The organism is Knoellia sp. B-D-2, from assembly GCF_057714695.1.
The window spans coordinates 1992789-2011893 of sequence record NZ_CM173189.1 but is presented as its reverse complement, the minus strand read 5'-3'; the positions used below and the strand labels follow the sequence as shown (position 1 = coordinate 2011893).

Below are 19105 nucleotides of genomic sequence, written 5' to 3'. Positions count from 1 at the left end.
GCCCTGTCGCGGCGTAGTGACGCATGTTGGCGACGGCCTCCGCGCTCGACCCTTGGGGCCTCAGGAGACGTGGTGGGCAATCAGCTTGTTGAGATTCGCGACGTCGGATACCCACTCGACCAACGCCTGAGAGTTGGTCGCCACAGGTCAGCGACGACGACGGCGTCAGCTATGTGAGACCGTGGATGGCGGGACTCGCGTCGTTAACTGTACGAAGGTAGGCCGACCTTGGCTGGTGCGCCGACCCAGCGGGCCGGGCACTCGGACCGAAGACGTGTGTCCTTTGGAAACAGTAATCATTCTGAACACGCATAGCCCCACTCCTCGACCACCTTATGGGTTAGTGCGATGCGGTAGATGTCGGATTTGCTGCTTGCGAGGTTTGGCTCATGGCGAAGAAGCGCACGATCGCCAATAGTTGCTGACGCCCTGTCCCGGGTCAGTCCGAAGCGTGACTGGGCTACTCTCGGGATCTGGCTGGGGTCAGAGGGAGGATGAAGAGCGTGATCGTGCCGCAGACGGGTGGTCAAGTGCCCCCGCGTAGTGATGTGGGGGTACCGGGTGGAGGGCTGCCAGCCGGTGCCTGAGATACAGTGCGGGCACTTCGTCACCACGTGGGACAGGTCAGGCTCGATTATGGTTCTGTGAATGTGACCGCGCCGACCCGTTCTGTGGAGGCTATTCGCTGGGGCGATCCAGCGGAGGCTGGATACGAGTGCCGACATCTCCATGTATCGAGTAGGCCAAGCCGAGTGGGTTGCCGTGCGCGAGTAAGAGTTGACGCCTAACGGTCAGAATGGCCTGGCCCGCCGACTCACCATCGAAGAAGCGATCGAAGAAGGCTTCGGCGAAATATGTTGCGAACAGGAGCGGTATCTTGACCTGCGTGCCGATCACGGCCCTGGCGCCCCTAGCGAGAAAATAGGGCACGAAGCCAGCGTTCAATTTGGGCGTGAGGTACGCGGACTCGGAGGCGTTGATAAAGACGAGCGGGCTCTGCATGAGCGGCCTCAGGGGCTGGCGGCTTTCCAGCTCGCGGAGTGTGATAGGTCCACCCTCGGCCAGAGAGAGGCTAGCACCTCCCGGATTCCCGTCCTTGCCGCTTCTGGTGCCATGACAGAGGAAGTAGACGATCTGGTCCGCGGTCGCCGGGTCGTGGAGTGCCTCCAGGACCGAATCGCGCGTGTCTCGCGACAGAAGTGTTAGCCCTGATCGCTGGCCAGCGGTGGTCGACCACCAGGCTTGATGGCTAAGCCCCCGGGCTGTATTGAGCTGGAGGTCAACCGCGCTGTTTATGTTCAGCCCAACCATCAAGTTTGGCGCGCTATCGATCCTGTTGTCCTGAACATTCAACTGCTCATGCGGTTGGAGCGCGATCAGTTCAACGATGTGGCGAATGCCGAAAAAATTGTCCCAGTCGAGGCTGGAGCTGTCATGTGTTTCGCCGAGGTAGAGCAATTGCCACGGAATGGCAGCAGCTGCTGCACCTACCACTTGGACCGTGAGCGAGACATTGGGCTGCATTGCCTGCTCCCTAAGCCATGCCCCGACGCGAGCGACATCGGGGTTTGCGGCCGAGTGCAGGAACAATCCCGCGAACAGTCGGCCGCCTGCCTGGGCCAACGTTGAGAGCGCGTTGGCCTCGATGTCCGATGGCACAGTTACGCCTGTCTGTAATGCACGCTTGCCTTGGCCATCGGTCGAATCGACGACGGTGAACAACGCCTCGCGCGCCTCGTCCACCAGAAATGACAACTCATCCGATGTGATCGGCAGATGTACTTCCCTCGCAACCGCACCTGCAACGGTCAGGTCATAACCCCCTCGCGCTGCGGGCCTCATGATCAGCGCGAGGTCTCGTGCCTCAAGTGTCGACAACGAGGCATCCTCGCCGCTCGTCACCGCAGTCGAGCCCGTATCCGCGGCGAGCCACTCCCCGTTTGGTGACGATTCACCGTCCGCCAAGACCATCTCCATCGTGAGCGACCCCTCCCCAAAATGCAGGTACGCGAGCGCGGAGGACCGGTCGGCGGGAACCTTCACCAGCGTTCTTTGGCTTCGAGACAGCGCATCGGCGGTCGAGCTGCGCGCCATCAGGTCGCGATAGAGGCTCCTGGCGAGGCGGTCGCTGACGCGCTCGTCAACCCGCCAGGCGCGCGCGATGACTGCGCGCGCGCCAGACAGGAGCAGCGCGGACGCGAGCCCCGAACCGCCGGGCACGTCCAGGAACACGAATGGCCCGCGCACCAGGTCGAGCTCGGCGAGTTCCGAGTACGTGATCGAAGTCCCGTCACCGAAGTCAAGTCCGTGCTCGTTGCGTCGTCGGCGGGCGCCCAGCGAAACGTGGACGATTTCGCTGTCTGCAAGCGCGGTCAGCATGCTAGCTCGGGTGGCCTTGGTCGTCTTGATCTCCGCGGTCATCAAGTCGCCGAACAGAGGTGGCCCGTCCTGCCCGCCGGACGTCCTCTCGGTGAGGACGCTCACGCGTCTGACCATGAGAGGGCCACTGTGACGCGCGCGCCACCCGACCGGGACCACGGTCAGCCGTGAGCGGACCGCGAGAACGGACGCAAGCTCGTCGTTGCGAGGCCGGCGCATCGATGCTGCGATCAGGTGCCAGGGCACGGTAGGCATGTTCGTCTCGATGGCGAGCGCGGGCCGAACGCGCGGCTGCGACCCGAGAGCCCGAGACAACTGCGGCGGGATGACACGATCGAGTGCGTGAGCGGCGGTGCGCACAGACAAGGCGGTGTCGGCGCGGCTGCGACCCTTGTGGATCGCATCGAGTAGATGTGCCACCTCGCGGGCCAAACCGTACCGTTCACGCTGGGTCGAGTCTTCTCCCCACGTCCAGTCGATTACCTCCTCACCGTCTGAGAACGAAGCGCGGATCGTGATCGACTCGGGGAACTCCTGTGGGGGCCCTACGGACATAGTTGGTCGGTCGGGATCGTCCGACGCAACTGTTGTGGCATCTCCCCTCGCTTCTTTGTCTTCGCTAGCGGCTGCAGTGGTTGTTCCTGCGAAGCGGCCTAGCCTGAACCTCTTGGCAAGCGCATCGACGACATCTGCCATGGGCGATCCGCCGGCGGCTTCGCCGGCGGCGTCGCCGAAGAGGATTGAGAAAGGAGCTCTGTCAGGGGCGTACTTGTCGAGGTATGGAGTCACCGCACGCCACACATCAAAGGTCATAGTTGTTGTGAGATATGGCTGCAGCTGCTCGCGGACACCGGGGAGGAAGTCGTACACCTCGGGGCGGCCCGGCGATGGTTTGACCAAGCCCCCGGCCAACACCTCGGCAAGGTGCGACAGCCGCGGCGCTGGGAACAGGCTGCGCAACAGGATGCGCGCCACAGGCAGCGATGCATCGACGGCGGATAGCATGACGGCAAGCGTGGCGGCCTCGGGAGATACGGTTGCCCGGAAGGTGGCGACGATTTCGTCCGGCGATCGCTGGGCAGCATGGGCAGGCTCGAAGACGGGAGATCGGGCGTCAGGATGTAGCAAGACGCCTGCTGTGCGAGCGCCTCCCCCCATGATCATCTTGGCCCATCCCCGAAGTCGGTCCGCGTCGAGCGTGATCACCGGCACGACGTTCGGTCTACCCTCCCCTTCCCACCACCAGGGGAGCCGGGACTCGAGCTGAGCGTTAGGTTCGCCACGGTGGTCAGACGACACGACAACGTCGGCTGGTCCCATCGCGGTGGCCTCCCAAAGCCGCTCCGGCAGCACCTGGACGATGGCGACTGGACCGCTCCTACCCCACATGTCGATGGCATTCCAACCGGCTAAGCCTCGCCAGACCGGCCCCAGACAATCAGTGATGACCAGGGTAAGCCGTCGCCCGTCGTAGTCGACAAGGTGGCGCGGGTCGTGCCGCGTTTCCGTCGCACGCCCGCCGCCGACAGCATCTGAGCGCTGACGTTGTCGCACTTGCGAGACGAGGTAAGTGCCCTTGCTGTCCGCGCCTAAGGTCCAGCGCGTGACGCGGCCCGAGGCCCCCATGCGATTGAGCAGCGCTTCAAGTTCGTCGATCGTATGGCTCCATACTGCAAGGGTGGAGTGGGTGTCGACGACGAGAGCAATCTCGTCGAACCAGCGCACGGGTGCGGCGCGCAGGACCGGCATCAGCACCCGCGTTCGACAGTACTCGTCGACGGTGCGGTCCACGTCGAGCATTCTTGAGATTCGGGCAGGTCGCGACTGTCTCAGCGGTCTTAACGCGCGGGCGATGTCGGCTTCCCCTGGCAGCGCGAGCCTGCGGGATGCCGACACACTGGCCTCGACGTCGGCCGCCTCGCCTGCTGTGCGGCTCAGCCATGTCGCCGAAGTTGCAATGGCATCGGCGCTGACGGACGCCGCGTTTCGCGGCCCGCTCTCACTTCCGCCGTCGAGCGCGTCCGCCTCCGCGGACGCCCTGAGCCGCTCGTTGGCGCGAGAGTCATCGGCCCGCGATCCGCTCGGTGCCAGAGGTGCCGTTGCCCCTTCGTAGCCTGAGTGGGCTCCGGCCGGCGCTGCTTCAGTCGCCAGCCACAGGATGTCGGCGACATCGCGCCAGTCAGGCTCGACGCCGGTCGCGAATAGCGCCGCGATCAGCCGATCCATCATGCGGTATCAGACGTCAACTCTTTGAGGAGCGTGTCGAGAATTTCCTGCCGCTTAGCTGGGTCATCCGGAAGAACATCATTTGTAACGAGGTAGGCCGCGTTGAGCAGCTGGTCAGTTGCCTTGAGTTTCTGACTGCCCTCGAAATCGCTGATCAGCTTGGTCGCGGCGGCCGCCTTCTTCTCGCCGAGGTGCGCCGTCACAATGTCAGTAAGCAAACCTATTCCTGCCGTCGGCATTCTTAGCCGGATGCATCGACGCAGAAAGGCGGGTGGGAAGTCGCGTTCTCCGTTGCTGGTGAGCACGACGAACGGGAACTCGCGACAGCGCACTTTGCCCTTTGTGATCGGCACCCGAGAGTCGCTTTCGTGCTCTCTGATGTCGACGGTGTCGACTGAATGCCGACTCAGTTCAGGGATTTCAAACTCGCCGCGCTCAAAGATGTTGAGCAGGTCGTTGGGCAGGTCGATATCGCTCTTATCGATCTCGTCGACGAGCAGTGCCCGCGGCCGATCGCGGGGTATCAGCGCAGACCCGAGCGGGCCGAGTCGCAGGAAATCGCCGATCGCCGTCCCCTCTTCGAATTGCTCGGCTTGCATCCGGCCGATGGCGTCGTATCGGTAAAGGGCGTCAGTGAGCGTGCTACGTGAAGTGACATGCCAGCGAAGGACCTTGCCGAGATCGAGTTCCCTGGCCACGGCATCGATGAGGGACGACTTTCCCGACCCCGGGTCACCCGTGAGCAGCAGGGGGCGTCGCAGTCGGAGCGCAGCATTCACGGCGTCGACTACTTGGGGCGGCGCTTGGAAGGTCGCCTTCTCCACAAGATCGACTGGCTCTGCCGGAGGCGCCGACTCTGCATCAGAGTCGAATCTGCGCCACGGCGGGGCAATGGGTATGTCAGGTCGCCTCGGCCTATTGTCGCCGCGATAGATCTGCCAGTCACTCATTGCGGCCACACCATTCATTCCAAGGCCGCGAGTAGCGGCCGAACGGGCAGTTCTGATGGATGGTCCCAAATCATCCGGATGTTGTTTGCGATCGGATCGTTCTGGGTGCGCTTCGCATGAAGCCGGGAGGGCGTCTGCTCGAACGGCCCATGTGTGACGACCTCCTTGACCAGGTCCCTTGTCTGGGACCAGTCACCGGGCGACTCGTGCATCCAGAAGACGAACGCCGCTCCGACGCCTGCGCTGTTCGCTATCGAGGTACCTCCACACTCCTTCGGTCCGACCCGGCCCTTCAGCACATGGCAGTGTATTGGCGGCTCGCCGGGCTGTGGTGCGGCAGCTGTCATGCCAGCCTCGATCCACGCGATTCTGGCCTCGTTTCCGCTGACGTCGGTGAGGACCCGCGCGACTTGCTTCCCCCACGCGTCGCCCCAACCCGGACGGGCTCTGCGCTCAGCCATGTGCAAGTAGGTCGGCCATAGATGCCACATAATACCGTGGATGTCGCCATCCTCCGATTCAACATGCCAAGCTTCAGGGAGGCATCCCTCGACCACTTTGCGTGGAACGATAAGGCCGATAGAGAACTCCGCATTCACTGTGTAACTCATGTGGACCAGCCACTCTGTTACGGCGGCTTTCACCGAGTCCTCCGTCGGCTCGCAAGTGACCTCTTGGACCATCTTGAATTCGCCGCCCGGTGGGCGGATGTAGACGCTGAACCGCGTCGGCCATGTCGTGCCACTAGCAACGGGCAACGACAACACGATCCGTGCAGGCTGAAGTTTGGCCGGGAGAGCCGCACGAATCCGCTCGAGCTCCTCATCGTCGACCCAGCTGTCGAACGCGGCCCGAGGGACGGTCTCCCCTGTCGCTTGCTCAAGCGCGACGACGAAGTTGACGAGGTTGGTGTCGCCGTGCTCGGCTGCGACACGGAGGGAATCGTCAAGGTGGGACGGGATTCCCTCCTCCCCAGGGACGTGCAGCCAGAAGGGTCCGCGCCGCTGGTCGAGCGTGGCCCTTCGAAGGGGCCTAAGAAAGGGCAGCACCTTGTCACTCAACTCCCATTCGGAGCGGAGCTGGTCGGCGACCTCGCGCCCGAGCCCTTCGCGGAATGCCGCGAAGAGTGTGTGCCTTCTCTTCTGACCGATCACATCCGCGATCAAGTCCCCCAAAGTGGTGTCCTCGTCAGCCGTCCCAAGGTCAACGATCGGCCTTATGAGCGCGATCAGGTGATCGGCGTCGACACCTAGCCGTTCAGCTGTCGCGCTGAACCGGCGGACCTGCCGCGGTGTCCACATAAGTTGATCGGGGCTCCGCCCGTAAGAGCGATCGTCGTCCCGCGTGGGGGTGTGCACTCGGTGTTGGACCGGATGACCTTTCGCTGTGCGGCCCGTCGTCCGTTGCTTAATGGTCGTGTCTATGTGTTTGAATGCTGCGTCGACGTCGAGGTCGACAATGCTGCGGCTTTCGAGCCAAGTCAGTAGGCTCCCCGAGAACGTGGTCTCCGTCGTCTCGCTCGTATTGCTGAAAGCTCCGAGTGCGGCGGAGAAGACCCATGACTGAGGAGTCTTACGCAAGAGCCTGCGGTTGACGGCGAACGTCCCACTGTCGAATCGTCCAGGGACATCCTCGTTGAGGTTCGCACATGCGTCTATGAAGAAGACTTGAGTGTCGAAGTTCTTGTAGCGCCGAAGAAACTGCTCGAGGTTCTTAAGCGGCAAATACCGGTTCACCTCGGTCGTCGTATCGGCCGTGAACACAATCCGCTCGTCGTTCTCGTTCAGCAGGCCGTGTCCGGCCCAGTAGACGAGCAACAACTCGCCTTCGATCTTCTGAAGCGACGAAAAGAGATCCTGCAAAGTCTGCAGGTTGGCGTCTAGGACGGTCACTCCCTTGGCGGCCAGCGCGTCGATCCGGTACTGGAGTGGATTTGGTTGCTCGCGCTCGGCGGGCGCGCACGCAAGCCACACCGACGCAGGCTGGTCCTGCGTCGAGATGGCCCACTCCGCGAACGCCACCGCATGTCGCGCTGGACCCATGAGCGTCGCTAACGCGGCGTTCCTATAAGTCTCGATGCCGACCGCGACCACATGCACCTTCGCGGCGTCACGTGTCACGAAAGGGCTCCTTCAATGGCATCCCAAACCGCTGAGTTCGTCCAGTACGCACTGTGAGAGTCCGGGAAGGGCTGACCGTTGTCGACTTCGACATCCTTGATGCGGCCGGGAAACACGTCCTCTCCGATGTACGAGAGCAGGTCGCGTGGGTCGTACACGTTAATCCAGCGCGCCGGGAAATGATCGGGAAGTTCTTGCGGAGGTTCGAGGCCGGGGAAGGCGCCGATCTCGAATAGGTACGGCGTCTGCGAGCCGACGGTGATCAATGACTTGACCCCCGGGAAGCTCGAGCGCACCAGAAGGTCGGCGGCCATGATGCCGCCCAAGGAGTGGGCGAGTACAACAACAGGTCCGTCTGATGAAAGGCTCTTAAGCTGGTGAGTGATGAAGTCGCGAGCGGCATCGCCACGGGCGAGGTAGCGCATAATGTCGCCGCTCGTGTTACCGGTCTTGTCGGTGATGCGTCCGCGGCGTCCGGTCGCATACCAGGTCGCGATTCCCTTGAGCGGTCTCGCGAGAAAGTCCTTGAGAGCCATGGTCTGGCCTCCGAGCTCGTCAATGGCGGCCCTGACGAGCGCGTCCCTTAGTGCGCCGCTCTGGGCGGGCATTCCAGAGTCGACGGCCATAACATGGACGCGAGCAATGAGGGCTCGAGCAATGGCCTCGCGGTGCAAAGGTGCTTGTCCACGCGCCGTCGCGAGCGCCTCAATGAACTCATCAGAATCGATCAAATCCATCTTCGCCGTTGCGAAGAAGTCAATGAGGTCATAAAGGACAAGGTGATCCCGCAGGTCGCCGTCGCCCGGCAGACCGCCAACGTCCTGCTCAATGTACTCGGCAGCAGGCTCCTCGCCAAGCTCGCCTCGATAGGTGCGAAGCAGACGGAGTTCGTACCAAGGGTCGGTGTAAAGGACCGCCCATAGTGCCGTCTCTTCGTCCGCTGGCGACGGCGGGCCACCGCCCGCACTCAAATAGCCCGGCACAGACTTGATTTCGGCATTGAGCGTGGCCCCAGGGGAGCCACCCCAATAGCAGCCTTTGACGTCCGCCGGCAGATTCCTCCTCTTTGCCTGCGCCTCGATGGTCTGCAGCGTTTTCGCATACGCGACGCCGCGCAACCCTGTGCCGTGGACGAAAAGCAAGGTGGTGCGCGTCATGACTCACCCTCCGCTTGCGCCAGCCGACCGGTCATGCGCATCTCACCTGCCCGGGCCTGTGTTTCCAACCTGCGATGTTAACATGATGCCGCGCTTCCGGCCATTCCGTGAGGGCTGCTATTCAGATCACGCGAGAACACCCCCCAGGCGGCTCGGACGTCTCGGACCTTCTCCGCCCTCGTCCAGAAGCTCGCCACCCATGGCACCCCCTACGAGCGTTCACAACTCAGAATGTGAGGGCCCGGCTTCACGTCCTCACTGACCACGACTTTACCATCTTGCGCTACAAGGGGTGCCACGGACGGCCGCGGATCTCCGCCCGCAACCTCGACGAGTACCTCTCAACCGTGGACGTGCCCGCACATAGCATCGATCGGGTGGACAAGCTCGGTCCCGGCCAGTCGTCGGCGTCGAGATCGCCCCTCCTACCTCCGGGCGCCATTCTGTGAATGACAACACGACGTGAGTGAAGTCGTCGGCGGCGAAGGCGACTTGGTTCGAGCCGCGTCAGTCACCGCCGTTGCCACGGACTGGTCGTAGGCATCTCGCGCCTCGAGCTGCAAAGGAGGCTAAATACGTAGCGCAAGTCGAACACGCCTCGTGCAGCCCGCTGCCACTAGTGCGCCACGCTGTTCGGAGTTTGGGGTCCCACCACTGGTGGAAGGGCGAGTCTGGCCACATGTTCGAGGCCGATCGCTGGTAACCGACGCGCAGAATCGCGAACAGGACGCCCCTCCGGACTCTTGAGCAGCCCTTCCCGCAATTGATTACCGCGGGGCGAGCGTGTCCGCAGCGGCTGGCTGCAGACTAGGGACATGGCGCCGGACCGTCTAGGCAATTGGGGTGATCGGGGCACAAAGGAGGATTCGCTAACGGCAGTCGGTAGATCAAGCTCCGACAAGATTCGATCGAGCGGCTGGGCATTCAGGTCGCCTGAAGCCTGACGTCGGAACCAGGACGGGAGGGAGCGCACTTGTCGACGACGCTTGAAAACGAGGCCATAGCGACGGTCGAAAACGAGGCCACCCAGACAGATTGGATGGGTGATCTCTGTGGAGGATTGGGCTCTGATCCGGCGGCTGGTGGCGGACGGTGTTTCGCATCGTCAGGTTGCTCGGGACTTGGGTGTCGGTAGGTCGACGGTTGAGCGGGCGCTGGCGTCGGACCGGCCGCCGAGGTATGAGCGGGCGACGGGGCCGACCTCGTTCACGCCGTTCGAGCCAGCGGTGCGTCAGCTGCTCGCGGCGACGCCTGACATGCCCGCGACGGTGCTCGCCGAGCGGGTCGGGTGGACGGGGTCGATCACCTGGTTCCGCGACAACGTGCGGCTGCTGCGGCCGGAGCATCGGCCGGTGGATCCGGCGGACCGGTTGATCTGGCTGCCGGGTGATGCCGTGCAGTGCGACCTGTGGTTCCCGCCGAAGAAGATCCCGCTCGAGGACGGCACCAAGACACTGTTGCCGGTGCTGGTGATGACCGCGGCGCATTCCCGGTTCATGCTCGGCCGGATGATCCCGACCCGGCACACGGTCGATCTGCTGCTGGGGATGTGGATGCTGCTGCAGTTGCTCGGTCGGGTGCCGCGTCGGCTGATCTGGGACAACGAGTCCGGCATCGGCCGCGGGAAGCGACACGCTGAGGGCGTGGGGGCCTTCACCGGCACGCTTGCCACGACGTTGCAGCGGCTCAAGCCGAACGACCCCGAATCGAAGGGGCTGGTCGAACGCAGGAACGGCTACTTCGAAACCTCGTTCATGCCCGGTCGTGACTTCGCATCGCCTGCTGACTTCAACACCCAGTTCGGTGGCTGGCTGGATCTGGCGAACGGCCGGGTGGTGCGCACGACCCGGGCGCGGCCGGTCGATCTGATCGACGCTGACAAGGCGGCGATGCTGCCGCTGCCGCCGGTGCCGCCGGCGGTGGGGTGGGTCAACCGGGTCCGGCTGGGACGCGACTACTACGTGCGCGTCGACAGCAGCGACTACTCCGTGGACCCGGCGGTGATCGGCCGGTTCGTCGACGTCCATGCCGACCTGTCCCGGGTCGAGGTCCGCCACGACGGCCGGCTCGTCGCTGCTCATGACCGGGTCTGGGCCCGCGGGCAGACGCTCACCGACCCCGCCCACGTGGCCGCCGCGAAGCAGCTGCGCGAGCGGTTCCAGGCGCCCCTGCCGGCTGCCGACCCGCCCGACGAACTGGTGCGGGACCTGCGCGACTACGACCGCGCGTTCGGGCTCGTCGACGGTGAGGAGGTGGCCTGATGGCAGCCAGGACCAAGAGCGACGCGACCGAGGCGCTCAAGCAGCTCACCTACCTGGCGTCCGCGTTGAAAGCGCCCAGGATCACCGAAGCCGCCGCCCGGCTGGCCGACCACGCCCGCGACGCCGGCTGGACCCACGAGGAATACCTCGCCGCCGTCCTCGACCGCGAGGTCGCAGCCAGGAACGCCTCCGGCGCCCAGCTGCGGATCCGCGCCGCAGGCTTCGCCGCACGCAAGACGCTCGAGGAGTTCGTCTGGGACGCCCAACCCGCCGTCCGGCAACAGGTCGCCTCGCTCGCATCGGGCGGCTTCCTCACCGAAGCCCGCAACGTGGTCCTGTTGGGCCCGCCGGGCACCGGCAAGACCCATCTGGCCACCGGCCTGGGGATCGCCGCAGCCCACCACGGCCACCGGGTCCTGTTCGCGACCGCGACCGAGTGGGTCACCCGGCTCACCGACGCCCACCGCGCCGGCCGGCTCCCGCAAGAGCTCACCCGGCTACGGCGCTACGGGCTGATCATCGTCGACGAGGTCGGCTACCTGCCCTTCGAGCAAGACGCCGCGAACCTGTTCTTCCAACTCGTGTCCAGCCGCTACGAACACGCCTCGCTCATCCTCACGTCCAACCTGCCGTTCAGCGGCTGGGGCGGCGTCTTCGGGGACCAGGCCGTCGCTGCCGCGATGATCGACCGCGTCGTCCACCATGCCGACGTCCTCACCCTCAAGGGCGCCAGCTACCGGCTACGCAACCGCGGGATCGACACCCTGCCCAGCATCAAGACCCAAGACACGGCAGACTGAACAACACGAACCGGTGGCCTCGTTTTCGAGCGTCGCATCGGCCTCATTTTCGAGCGTTGCCGACAGCACTAGTGGGCGAAGTGGGGCGCCCAGACCGGGCAGCCCGACGCTCGCAGGGACCACAGGCCTCCGTCTGGATCGCACAGGGCTGTGGGGCCGACAGAAGGCACCGCCGATGGCGCCTTCGGCTCGCGATCCGCTTTCCGCCCCGCATCGGATCTGCCTCCGTCACGGGACAGACTCAACGGCTTCTTCCCGCGCGCTGCGAGCTCACCTCTGAGTGCCCCGCTCTGACGGTGTCCTCCTCATAGCGCGACATCCGGTCGTGCGGGGAGGTCGAACCGATGCGCGACATCACGGACCCGGACCACACCACCGAGAGCTCGAAGCACGAGGACCTTGAGGCCCTCGCCCTGCGGATGGCGATCAACAATCACGCCCTGATCGAGAGGGAGAGTGATTCGCCCTACCTCGAAGGCCGCCGCAATGCCTTCCTTCTCATGGCCGTGGCTATGGAGACCCAAGAGGAGCCCGTCTTCAGCCGCGCCGTGGCGCAGCTCTGCCATGCACTGGACGGCGGCGTCACCGAAGTCGAACAGCTGCGCGACATCATCACCCGATCAACTGGCCGGTCCCCCACTCCGACGCCCACTCTCGAATGGGTGGGCCCCAAGGCCTTCAACGCCCGCCACGGCGACCGGGGCCTCGACGAGGACTTCGGCATGCGCTGGGGCGCCAAGCACGACGTCCGCATCTCCTTCAAGCGCCACCCCGGCGCCACCGAGGGCCTGCTCTACGCCTATGACAAGACGTGGGACACCTACGCCGTCATCGCCGTGACCACCAGCCGCACCTTGGTCCAGCGGACCTACCAACGAGCCCTCGCCACCAACCCCGACATGACGGCCGAGCACTTCGCCCGCCACCACCACACCATTACCGCCGTCGCGCGCACGACGGCCCTAGCGCGGGCGGTGTCGCCGTGACTGCCACCGGCACCATCGACGTCGCCGCCATCCGGTCCCGCCACCGCATTGAAGACGTCATCGCCGCCTCCGGAGTCGAACTCCGCCCCACCGGCAAGTCCCTCATGGGCTGCTGCCCCCTGCACGAGGACCACACCGCATCCCTGTCCGTCGGCGGCATCCCCGACCGGTTCCACTGCTTCGGCTGCGGCGCCTCCGGCGACGTCATCGAATACGTCGCCCGTCTCCGCAACCTCACCTTCCGCGACGCCGTCGCCTACCTCGAAAACGACCACGACCTCGGTATGCCGTCCGCTCACCGAGCGCCCGCCTCCCCCTTACCGCAGCCGCCCACGATCGACGTCACCCCGGAGCGGGCGTGGGAGACCAACGAGCTGGCGTGGCAACGCTGGACCCGGCCGGTCAACCACGAGTTCGCCCTCTCCTGGCTGCGAAACCACCGCGGACTCGACGTCGCCCCGGTCGAGGCAGCACTCGAGTCCCACGTCGTCGGGCACACCGGCGCCGCATGGGCCATGACGACCCGCCACCTCAGCCGCGCCGGCGTGAGCGACGACGAGTTACTCGCCCTGGATCTGTCACAGCGCACGCGTCGAGGCACACTGATCGACACCCTGCGTGGACGGCTGGTCGTCCCGGTTCGCGACTCCGAGGGTCACCTGACCGGGTTCATCGGCCGGCAGACTCTGGAGAACTCGCACGGGCCGAGGTACCGAAACCCCACGCACACAGCGGTATTCGACAAGTCGACCATGCTCTACGTGGTCGAGTCCCACCCCGGCCGCCCTGCGCACGTCGTCGTCGTGGAGGGACCGTTGGACGTACTCGCGGTGGCCGCCGCTGGAGTGGGCGCGAACCTGCCCGTCGTCGCCGTCTCGACCGGCGGCACGAGCGTGAGCCGGGACCAGGCCCGCCACGTCTCGGCCTTGTCGCCGCAGCGGGTGTACCTCGCCCTCGACGGCGACCCCGCCGGACGCGATGGCGCCGCCCGCTGGGTCGACCTGCTGCACCGGCAACTCCATCACCCGATCGCGGTGGCGGACCTCCCCGCCGGGCGGGATCCTGCCGACTGGATCGCCGAACACGGCCCCAGGGGGCTCCGCAGCCTACTGACGCAAGCCCGCCACCCGGCATACGAACTCGCACGGCTGGCCCCCCACGGACCGGCAGCCGCGCCCGCGACCGCGTTCACCCCTCACCTGTGAAAGAAGCCCCTCCATGACCATGACCGCCCGAGCCCAAGACCTCATCGACCTCGCGCATGGCCACCTCGACGCCGCCGCAGAGTCCGCACAGGGGGCCAAGACCGACGAGGTCACGGGGAGCGCGTTCGCGGCGCAGATCCGACTCTCCGCGGCAGCCCTCCCTGGGGCCAGGGGGGGAGAGGTCAACGACCCACCTGTCCCAGCCGCGGATGTCGCCACACACCTGGGGGAGGCACTCGCCGCGCTCGACCAGATCCCCCCTTTCGACGGCCCACCCGACCTGCCGTTGTGCGCGTGGCACGTCCACGAGCTGTTCCGGATCGCAACGAGGCCCGGTGCCGCATGATCACCGTCGACCAGCTGGTCGAACGAGTCGCCGTCCTCACCCGAGAGGTGCGATCCAGCGACGAACCGGTCACACAGAAGCAGTGGGAGGCATTCGACGCCAACCTGCACCGCTTCCTCGTCGGCAGCATTGGGTACCAGGGCACGAGAGTGGCCAGAGGAGCCCCGTGCGCGGACATCCTCAGGGAGATCGTCGACCGCTATCCGCCCCTTCTGCGCTCATCCGAGGCTGACGCGGCCGTGCGACCGGAGGATGCGATCCGAATGAGTGAGCATTCCTCGGCCCGCGGGGTGGCGCTCCCTCGGCGCGGCGGACTGCGGCTCCTGCCTACACCGGACGCGACGACGAGCGTCATGCTGCCCGATGCCACCGACCCGAACCCGGTCGCACGCATCACCTGCGCGCTCGGCGCCTTGGCTGACCTGGTCGATGTCCTTGGGTTGCAGCAGGTTCCGGATACGAGTGAGATCGCAACCAACGCGGCGCACGTGCTCGCGGCTGCGGCCGTCCTCGCCCGCCACACCCTCGCCCGGGGTTCTCTCGGCGCCGCCGATCGACCCCTGGCCATTGGGAAGCATGTCGAGGCTGCCCTGGCAGCAATGCAGCCGTTGCTGGAGGCTGCCCCGCCCGTGTCGTTTCGGGGCCTGCCAGCCCTGGCGGACGACGAGGTCGGAGACACGGCTCTCGATCGATCGGTGAGCGCGTGGGCGTTCGCCAGTGAGGTCGAGCTGCGGGCACGCATCCCCAGCGCCCAATCGCTGCACATGCTGGTCAACCAAGGTGCCCACATCGCCGCCTCCCTCGCCGCAGTCGGCGACCGACCAGACGTTGTACGGGGGCGGGACGGTGCGACGACGCCATTGGTCGAAGCCAGGCACGCCCTCGCGGCCGCGGACAAGGCGTGGGTTCCCGGGCTGACAACGCTCGTCAGGCCTAGTACCGACTTCATCACGGCCAGCCGCGAGCTCTTCCTCGCCCTCGAAGAAACGCGGACTCGTTCGTCTGGGCTCACTGGGCAGGAGCGGGATCGTGCCACGGACAGCCTCGGGCAGGCCATGACCACTCTCGACCGTCGGCTGACAGCCGCCCGCTCCTTCCTTCGGCCACTGGCCGACGGGGAGGTCCTGTACGCACCGGCACGCCGCGTCGAGGGTTCGCCGGAGCGCCTCAACGACCGTCTCAAGGGGCGCTACATCACCGTCGAGTACTTCGACATCAAAGACCTCGACGCTGCCTGGCGTGCGGCCGCCGTCGCCACCCGTAGCGCCACGACCCAGCTGGCCCGTCGGCCCGCATCGCTTGCGGCCACCATTTGCTAGCGACGACGTTCAGCAGCGAAAGGACCCGCGGTGCCCCACAGGACCGGTGTACCCATGGAACCTGAACCAGGAGGACTCGACATGGTGCACTTGCTGACCGTCGGTCAAGCCGCCGAGATTCTCGGCACTTCGGAACGCTTCCCGCGCCGCCTCATCGCCGAGCGACGCATCCGGTTCGTCCGGGTCGGCCGGCACGTGCGGATCCCCGAGGACGCGCTCAGCGAGTTCGTCCGCGACGGGGAAGTCGAACCAATCGACCTCTCGCACCTGGCAGGCGCCTGATGGTCCGAAGGAAGTTCGGCCTCATCCGCCGCCTTCCCTCCGGTCGGTTTCAGGCGTCCTTCACCGATCCAAATCGCCGCAGGGTCAACGCACCCGAGACGTTCCGCACCGAGGCTGACGCCCATCGCTACCTAGATCGAATTGAGCAGGAGATCAAGCGTGGCCATTGGCTGCCCGACGCGGGCCTCGGGCGGAGGACGCTGCGCGACGCCTGCGAGGCCTATCTCGACGAGAACCCCCGCATCGGTCTCCGTTGGGCCGAGACCTGTCGGCGAAACATGCGTCTGCACCTCAAGGACTTGCTCGACTTGCCCATTGTCACCATCACCCCGCCCCTGGTGCGGGCATGGCACGCAAAGGCGCTGAAGGGCGATGGCGGTCGCACGTCCATCAGCCAGTCATACCGGCTGTTGCGATCCGTGATGAATGTCGCCGTTAACGACGGAGCCATCCCCCGCAACCCCTGTCAGATCCCAGGGGCCGGATCCGAACGGACACCCGAGCGAAGTGTCGCCACCCCGAGTCAGATCGCCGAACTCATCGAAGCCATCACGCCTCGCTATCGGGCCGCGGTCGTCCTCGCTGCCTGGTGCGGCCTGCGCCGCGGGGAGGTGTGCGCGATCCGTACTGCCGACGTCGACCTCCAAAGCCATCGCGTCCGCGTCGCGAAGAACTGGGTCGAGCTCCTTGAGTCGCCAGTGAGGTTCGAGAAGGACCCCAAGAGCAATGCCGGCAAGCGCACCGTGACCATCCCACCGCACGTGCTGTCCATCCTGCAGGCCCATCTCGAAGAGTTCGCTGGCCCGGAGTTTTTCACGGTCGGCCGTGATGGGAAACGGGCCAGAGGCAACACCATCTATCAAGCCTTCGTACGCGCCCGGACCAAGGTCGGTGTCGACATCTCCTTCCACGACCTCCGCCATACCGGCCAAACCCTCGCGGCCTCCACGGGCGCCAGCCTCGCCGACCTCAAGCAGCGGCTCGGCCACTCCTCGAATACCGCGGCCCAGCGATACATGCACGCCGTCGAGGGGCGCGATGCGCAGATCGCCGACGCCCTCTCGGCCCTCGCGGAGGAGGGTGACGCGGCCAAGCTGCCGAAACGGTTCTGAATAACCTCGGGTGGCGCAGCCCGCGCGGTAGCGGAGCCACGGCCTCAGGTGGTCCCCGGAGCAAGGCGAACTGCCACGGCAGAACCATAAGCTGCCGGCATTTGCTGAATGCACGGTTGCCTGCACGGCACGACCACGACCTGGATGCTCCGTCCGCTCGCCGTCCATCCGTACCTCGCCTTTCGCAGCTGCTCGCCATCGACGTACCGCTGAAGCGCGCTTGAGAGATCAACGAGCTGGCGTGGCAACGATGGACCCGGACGGGCCAACCACCGATTCGCCCTGTCCTGGCTGCGAAACCAACGCGGATCGACATCGCCTCCGTCGAGGCGAGGCTCATCTCCCAGGTGACCCCTTGCCCATCCGCGGTGCTCCACCAAGCCAAACGCTTCAATTCCTATGAGGTCCAGAAGCGGATGCCTGCGGCGACTAGCAGCAAACCAAGCACTGCCAGGACCGACCACATGACGAAACGGGCGAGAGCGCCCATCCCCAGGAGCAGTCGATGTGTCATGCGTGTGCGTTGGCGGCCTTCGAAGATGATGTCGACAAGGAGGTCGCCAGAACCTCCCCCAAACTCACCTGCGCACCCTTGGCCGACGTACTTGAGCGTGGCGTTGCCCGCCCCAGCGGGGATGCCCAGCACGTCGCCCGTCACCGGTCCTGTGAAACGCCCACTTCGCCAACGATTGCGACCTTGTCGCGAGACGGAGTGCGAGATATCCGCTCCCCGCACGGGACTGGGCCAGTAATACCGGAGGATCAAGTTCCCTCGTGGACCTCCAAACGGGGCGAACCATCCTCGCCCGTCGATCGTGTATGTCCCGGGCATCAGCCCGGCAGGGACCTCGACGCGGCCCCCGTCCGCGCCGCTCACGAACGAGAACCCGCTCCGATGAAATCCGGGTTGGCCCACGACCGTGACGACTTCGTCCTGCCCACGAACTGATAGGAGGTCTCTTAGCTGCCGATCAGACCACGTGTACTTCACTTGCCAGGCGGTTGGTGCAGTCTGAGCGGCCCGAGCCGCGGCCTCAGCTGCATGCCGACGCCGGCGCGACTCATCCTCACGGAGTCGGCGGGCATCTTCCTCCCTGCGAAGGAGCCAAGCCTCACGCTCAGCGGTTTCCGCTGTGGCCCTTCGGACCTGTTCCTCGCGCGCGGCGCGGGCCGCCGTTTCGGCTGCGGCTGCCTCCCTCTGTCGCCTCGCCTGCTCTCGCTCCTGCAACTGGATCGCGCCTCGGTGCTGGTCGTAGCGATGTCGTTGCTCCGGGTGAGTCAGCACCTGTTGCGCCTCAAGAACCAACTTGAACCGCTCCTCGCTGCCTGGCCGGACGTCGGGATGCATCGCCCGTGCCAGCCTCCTAGATGCTTGAACGATCTGGACTCTGTCTGCCGCTTCCGACACACCGAGAACCCGGTAGAAGGACTCTGAGGCCGACCAAGAGAGAGGGACAGCGCGCTGCTCATCCACAGGGAGCCCCAGGCCTACACGCGGTGCCGGTCACGCTCAACACGACCTGCTCGTGGTACCAACATTAGATCCGCTGTACCACGCTGGTGGGCGCTGCCGTGCGGACCTGCTCTGTCGCCAATCTCGGCCCCACGAAGAAGTCACGTCAAATACCTACCGGTTCGCGCGGACGTGCGCACCCACAAGAGACAAAATAGCGAAGACGTCGGAGACTACGACCTCTATACCGGGACTGACGCGGCCGCGCTCAAGGCGGGGAGGCAGTCGGCGCCCCACGATCGCACGGTGCCCCGTAGGCGGCGTGTTTCACCAGCGGGTCAAGCTGACGACGAGTCCTGACCGCCGAGCCGATCGAGAAGTTGCATGAGAAGTTGCACGACAGTCCTCTCACCCTTGCTGACCTGCGGTGATGCCTCTGTCTGAAAATCGGAAGGTCGACGGTTCGACCCCGTCCCTGGCCACCACGACCACCGGAGTCCTCCTCCGCG

13 protein-coding genes are annotated in these 19105 nt (G+C 65.4%); 8 read left to right on the top strand and 5 right to left on the bottom strand.

What is annotated here, in order from left to right; all coding sequences use genetic code 11:
- Positions 1–678: 678 nt before the first annotated feature.
- The 4 genes from AC3EU2_RS09595 to AC3EU2_RS09580 are packed head-to-tail and all read right to left on the bottom strand — an operon-like array spanning position 679 to position 8832.
- A complete protein-coding gene (locus AC3EU2_RS09595) occupies positions 679–4605 on the bottom strand; it encodes an SAV_2336 N-terminal domain-related protein (protein WP_488179470.1) in 3927 nt (1308 codons plus the stop codon).
- Complete coding sequence (locus AC3EU2_RS09590; protein ID WP_488176073.1) at positions 4605–5555, bottom strand: AAA family ATPase; 951 nt, start codon at positions 5553–5555, stop codon at positions 4605–4607. The genes AC3EU2_RS09595 and AC3EU2_RS09590 overlap by 1 nt, the downstream gene beginning before the upstream one ends.
- A 14-nt stretch (positions 5556–5569) precedes the next feature.
- Entirely contained in the window at positions 5570–7675 is a 2106-nt protein-coding gene (locus AC3EU2_RS09585; protein ID WP_488176072.1) for a caspase family protein, read from the bottom strand.
- Positions 7672–8832, bottom strand: a complete 1161-nt coding sequence (locus tag AC3EU2_RS09580) for a hypothetical protein (RefSeq protein WP_488176071.1) — start codon at positions 8830–8832, stop codon at positions 7672–7674. The genes AC3EU2_RS09585 and AC3EU2_RS09580 overlap by 4 nt, the downstream gene beginning before the upstream one ends.
- A gap of 1043 nt (positions 8833–9875) precedes the next feature.
- Between AC3EU2_RS09580 and istA the strand changes: the two genes are divergently transcribed.
- From istA to AC3EU2_RS09540, 8 genes are all read left to right on the top strand, one after another.
- Positions 9876–11093, top strand: a complete 1218-nt coding sequence (gene istA / locus AC3EU2_RS09575) for an IS21 family transposase (RefSeq protein WP_488176070.1) — start codon at positions 9876–9878, stop codon at positions 11091–11093.
- Positions 11093–11893 carry an IS21-like element helper ATPase IstB gene (gene istB, locus AC3EU2_RS09570; protein ID WP_488176069.1) on the top strand — a complete coding sequence of 267 codons (801 nt, stop codon included), beginning with the start codon at positions 11093–11095 and terminating at the stop codon, positions 11891–11893. The genes istA and istB overlap by 1 nt, the downstream gene beginning before the upstream one ends.
- Before the next feature lie 344 nt (positions 11894–12237).
- Entirely contained in the window at positions 12238–12879 is a 642-nt protein-coding gene (locus tag AC3EU2_RS09565) for a hypothetical protein (protein ID WP_488176068.1), read from the top strand.
- Entirely contained in the window at positions 12876–14084 is a 1209-nt protein-coding gene (locus AC3EU2_RS09560; RefSeq protein ID WP_488176067.1) for a CHC2 zinc finger domain-containing protein, read from the top strand. The genes AC3EU2_RS09565 and AC3EU2_RS09560 overlap by 4 nt, the downstream gene beginning before the upstream one ends.
- A gap of 13 nt (positions 14085–14097) precedes the next feature.
- Complete coding sequence (locus tag AC3EU2_RS09555) at positions 14098–14430, top strand: hypothetical protein (protein WP_488176066.1); 333 nt, start codon at positions 14098–14100, stop codon at positions 14428–14430.
- The gene (locus tag AC3EU2_RS09550) at positions 14427–15749 is read left to right on the top strand and encodes a hypothetical protein (protein ID WP_488176065.1); all 1323 of its coding nucleotides are present in this window, start codon (positions 14427–14429) and stop codon (positions 15747–15749) included. The genes AC3EU2_RS09555 and AC3EU2_RS09550 overlap by 4 nt, the downstream gene beginning before the upstream one ends.
- Before the next feature lie 81 nt (positions 15750–15830).
- Positions 15831–16031 carry a helix-turn-helix domain-containing protein gene (locus tag AC3EU2_RS09545; protein ID WP_035940871.1) on the top strand — a complete coding sequence of 67 codons (201 nt, stop codon included), beginning with the start codon at positions 15831–15833 and terminating at the stop codon, positions 16029–16031.
- Positions 16031–17143 (top strand): site-specific integrase, encoded by a 1113-nt coding sequence (locus AC3EU2_RS09540; protein ID WP_488176064.1) that lies wholly within the window; start codon positions 16031–16033, stop codon positions 17141–17143. The genes AC3EU2_RS09545 and AC3EU2_RS09540 overlap by 1 nt, the downstream gene beginning before the upstream one ends.
- A 397-nt stretch (positions 17144–17540) precedes the next feature.
- Here AC3EU2_RS09540 and AC3EU2_RS09535 read toward each other — a convergent pair whose 3' ends face one another.
- Positions 17541–18617, bottom strand: coding sequence for a J domain-containing protein (locus tag AC3EU2_RS09535; RefSeq protein WP_488176063.1), 1077 nt, complete (start codon positions 18615–18617; stop codon positions 17541–17543).
- Positions 18618–19105 lie beyond the last annotated feature (488 nt).

Coding starts and splice junctions, on each gene's coding strand:
- AC3EU2_RS09590 (WP_488176073.1), bottom strand. CDS start 5,555: ATGAGTGACTGGCAGATCTATCGCGGCGACAATAGGCCGAGGCGACCT.
- AC3EU2_RS09580 (WP_488176071.1), bottom strand. CDS start 8,832: ATGACGCGCACCACCTTGCTTTTCGTCCACGGCACAGGGTTGCGCGGC.
- AC3EU2_RS09540 (WP_488176064.1), top strand. CDS start 16,031: ATGGTCCGAAGGAAGTTCGGCCTCATCCGCCGCCTTCCCTCCGGTCGG.
- AC3EU2_RS09565 (WP_488176068.1), top strand. CDS start 12,238: ATGCGCGACATCACGGACCCGGACCACACCACCGAGAGCTCGAAGCAC.
- AC3EU2_RS09555 (WP_488176066.1), top strand. CDS start 14,098: ATGACCATGACCGCCCGAGCCCAAGACCTCATCGACCTCGCGCATGGC.
- AC3EU2_RS09550 (WP_488176065.1), top strand. CDS start 14,427: ATGATCACCGTCGACCAGCTGGTCGAACGAGTCGCCGTCCTCACCCGA.
- AC3EU2_RS09595 (WP_488179470.1), bottom strand. CDS start 4,605: ATGGATCGGCTGATCGCGGCGCTATTCGCGACCGGCGTCGAGCCTGAC.
- AC3EU2_RS09545 (WP_035940871.1), top strand. CDS start 15,831: ATGGTGCACTTGCTGACCGTCGGTCAAGCCGCCGAGATTCTCGGCACT.
- istB (WP_488176069.1), top strand. CDS start 11,093: ATGGCAGCCAGGACCAAGAGCGACGCGACCGAGGCGCTCAAGCAGCTC.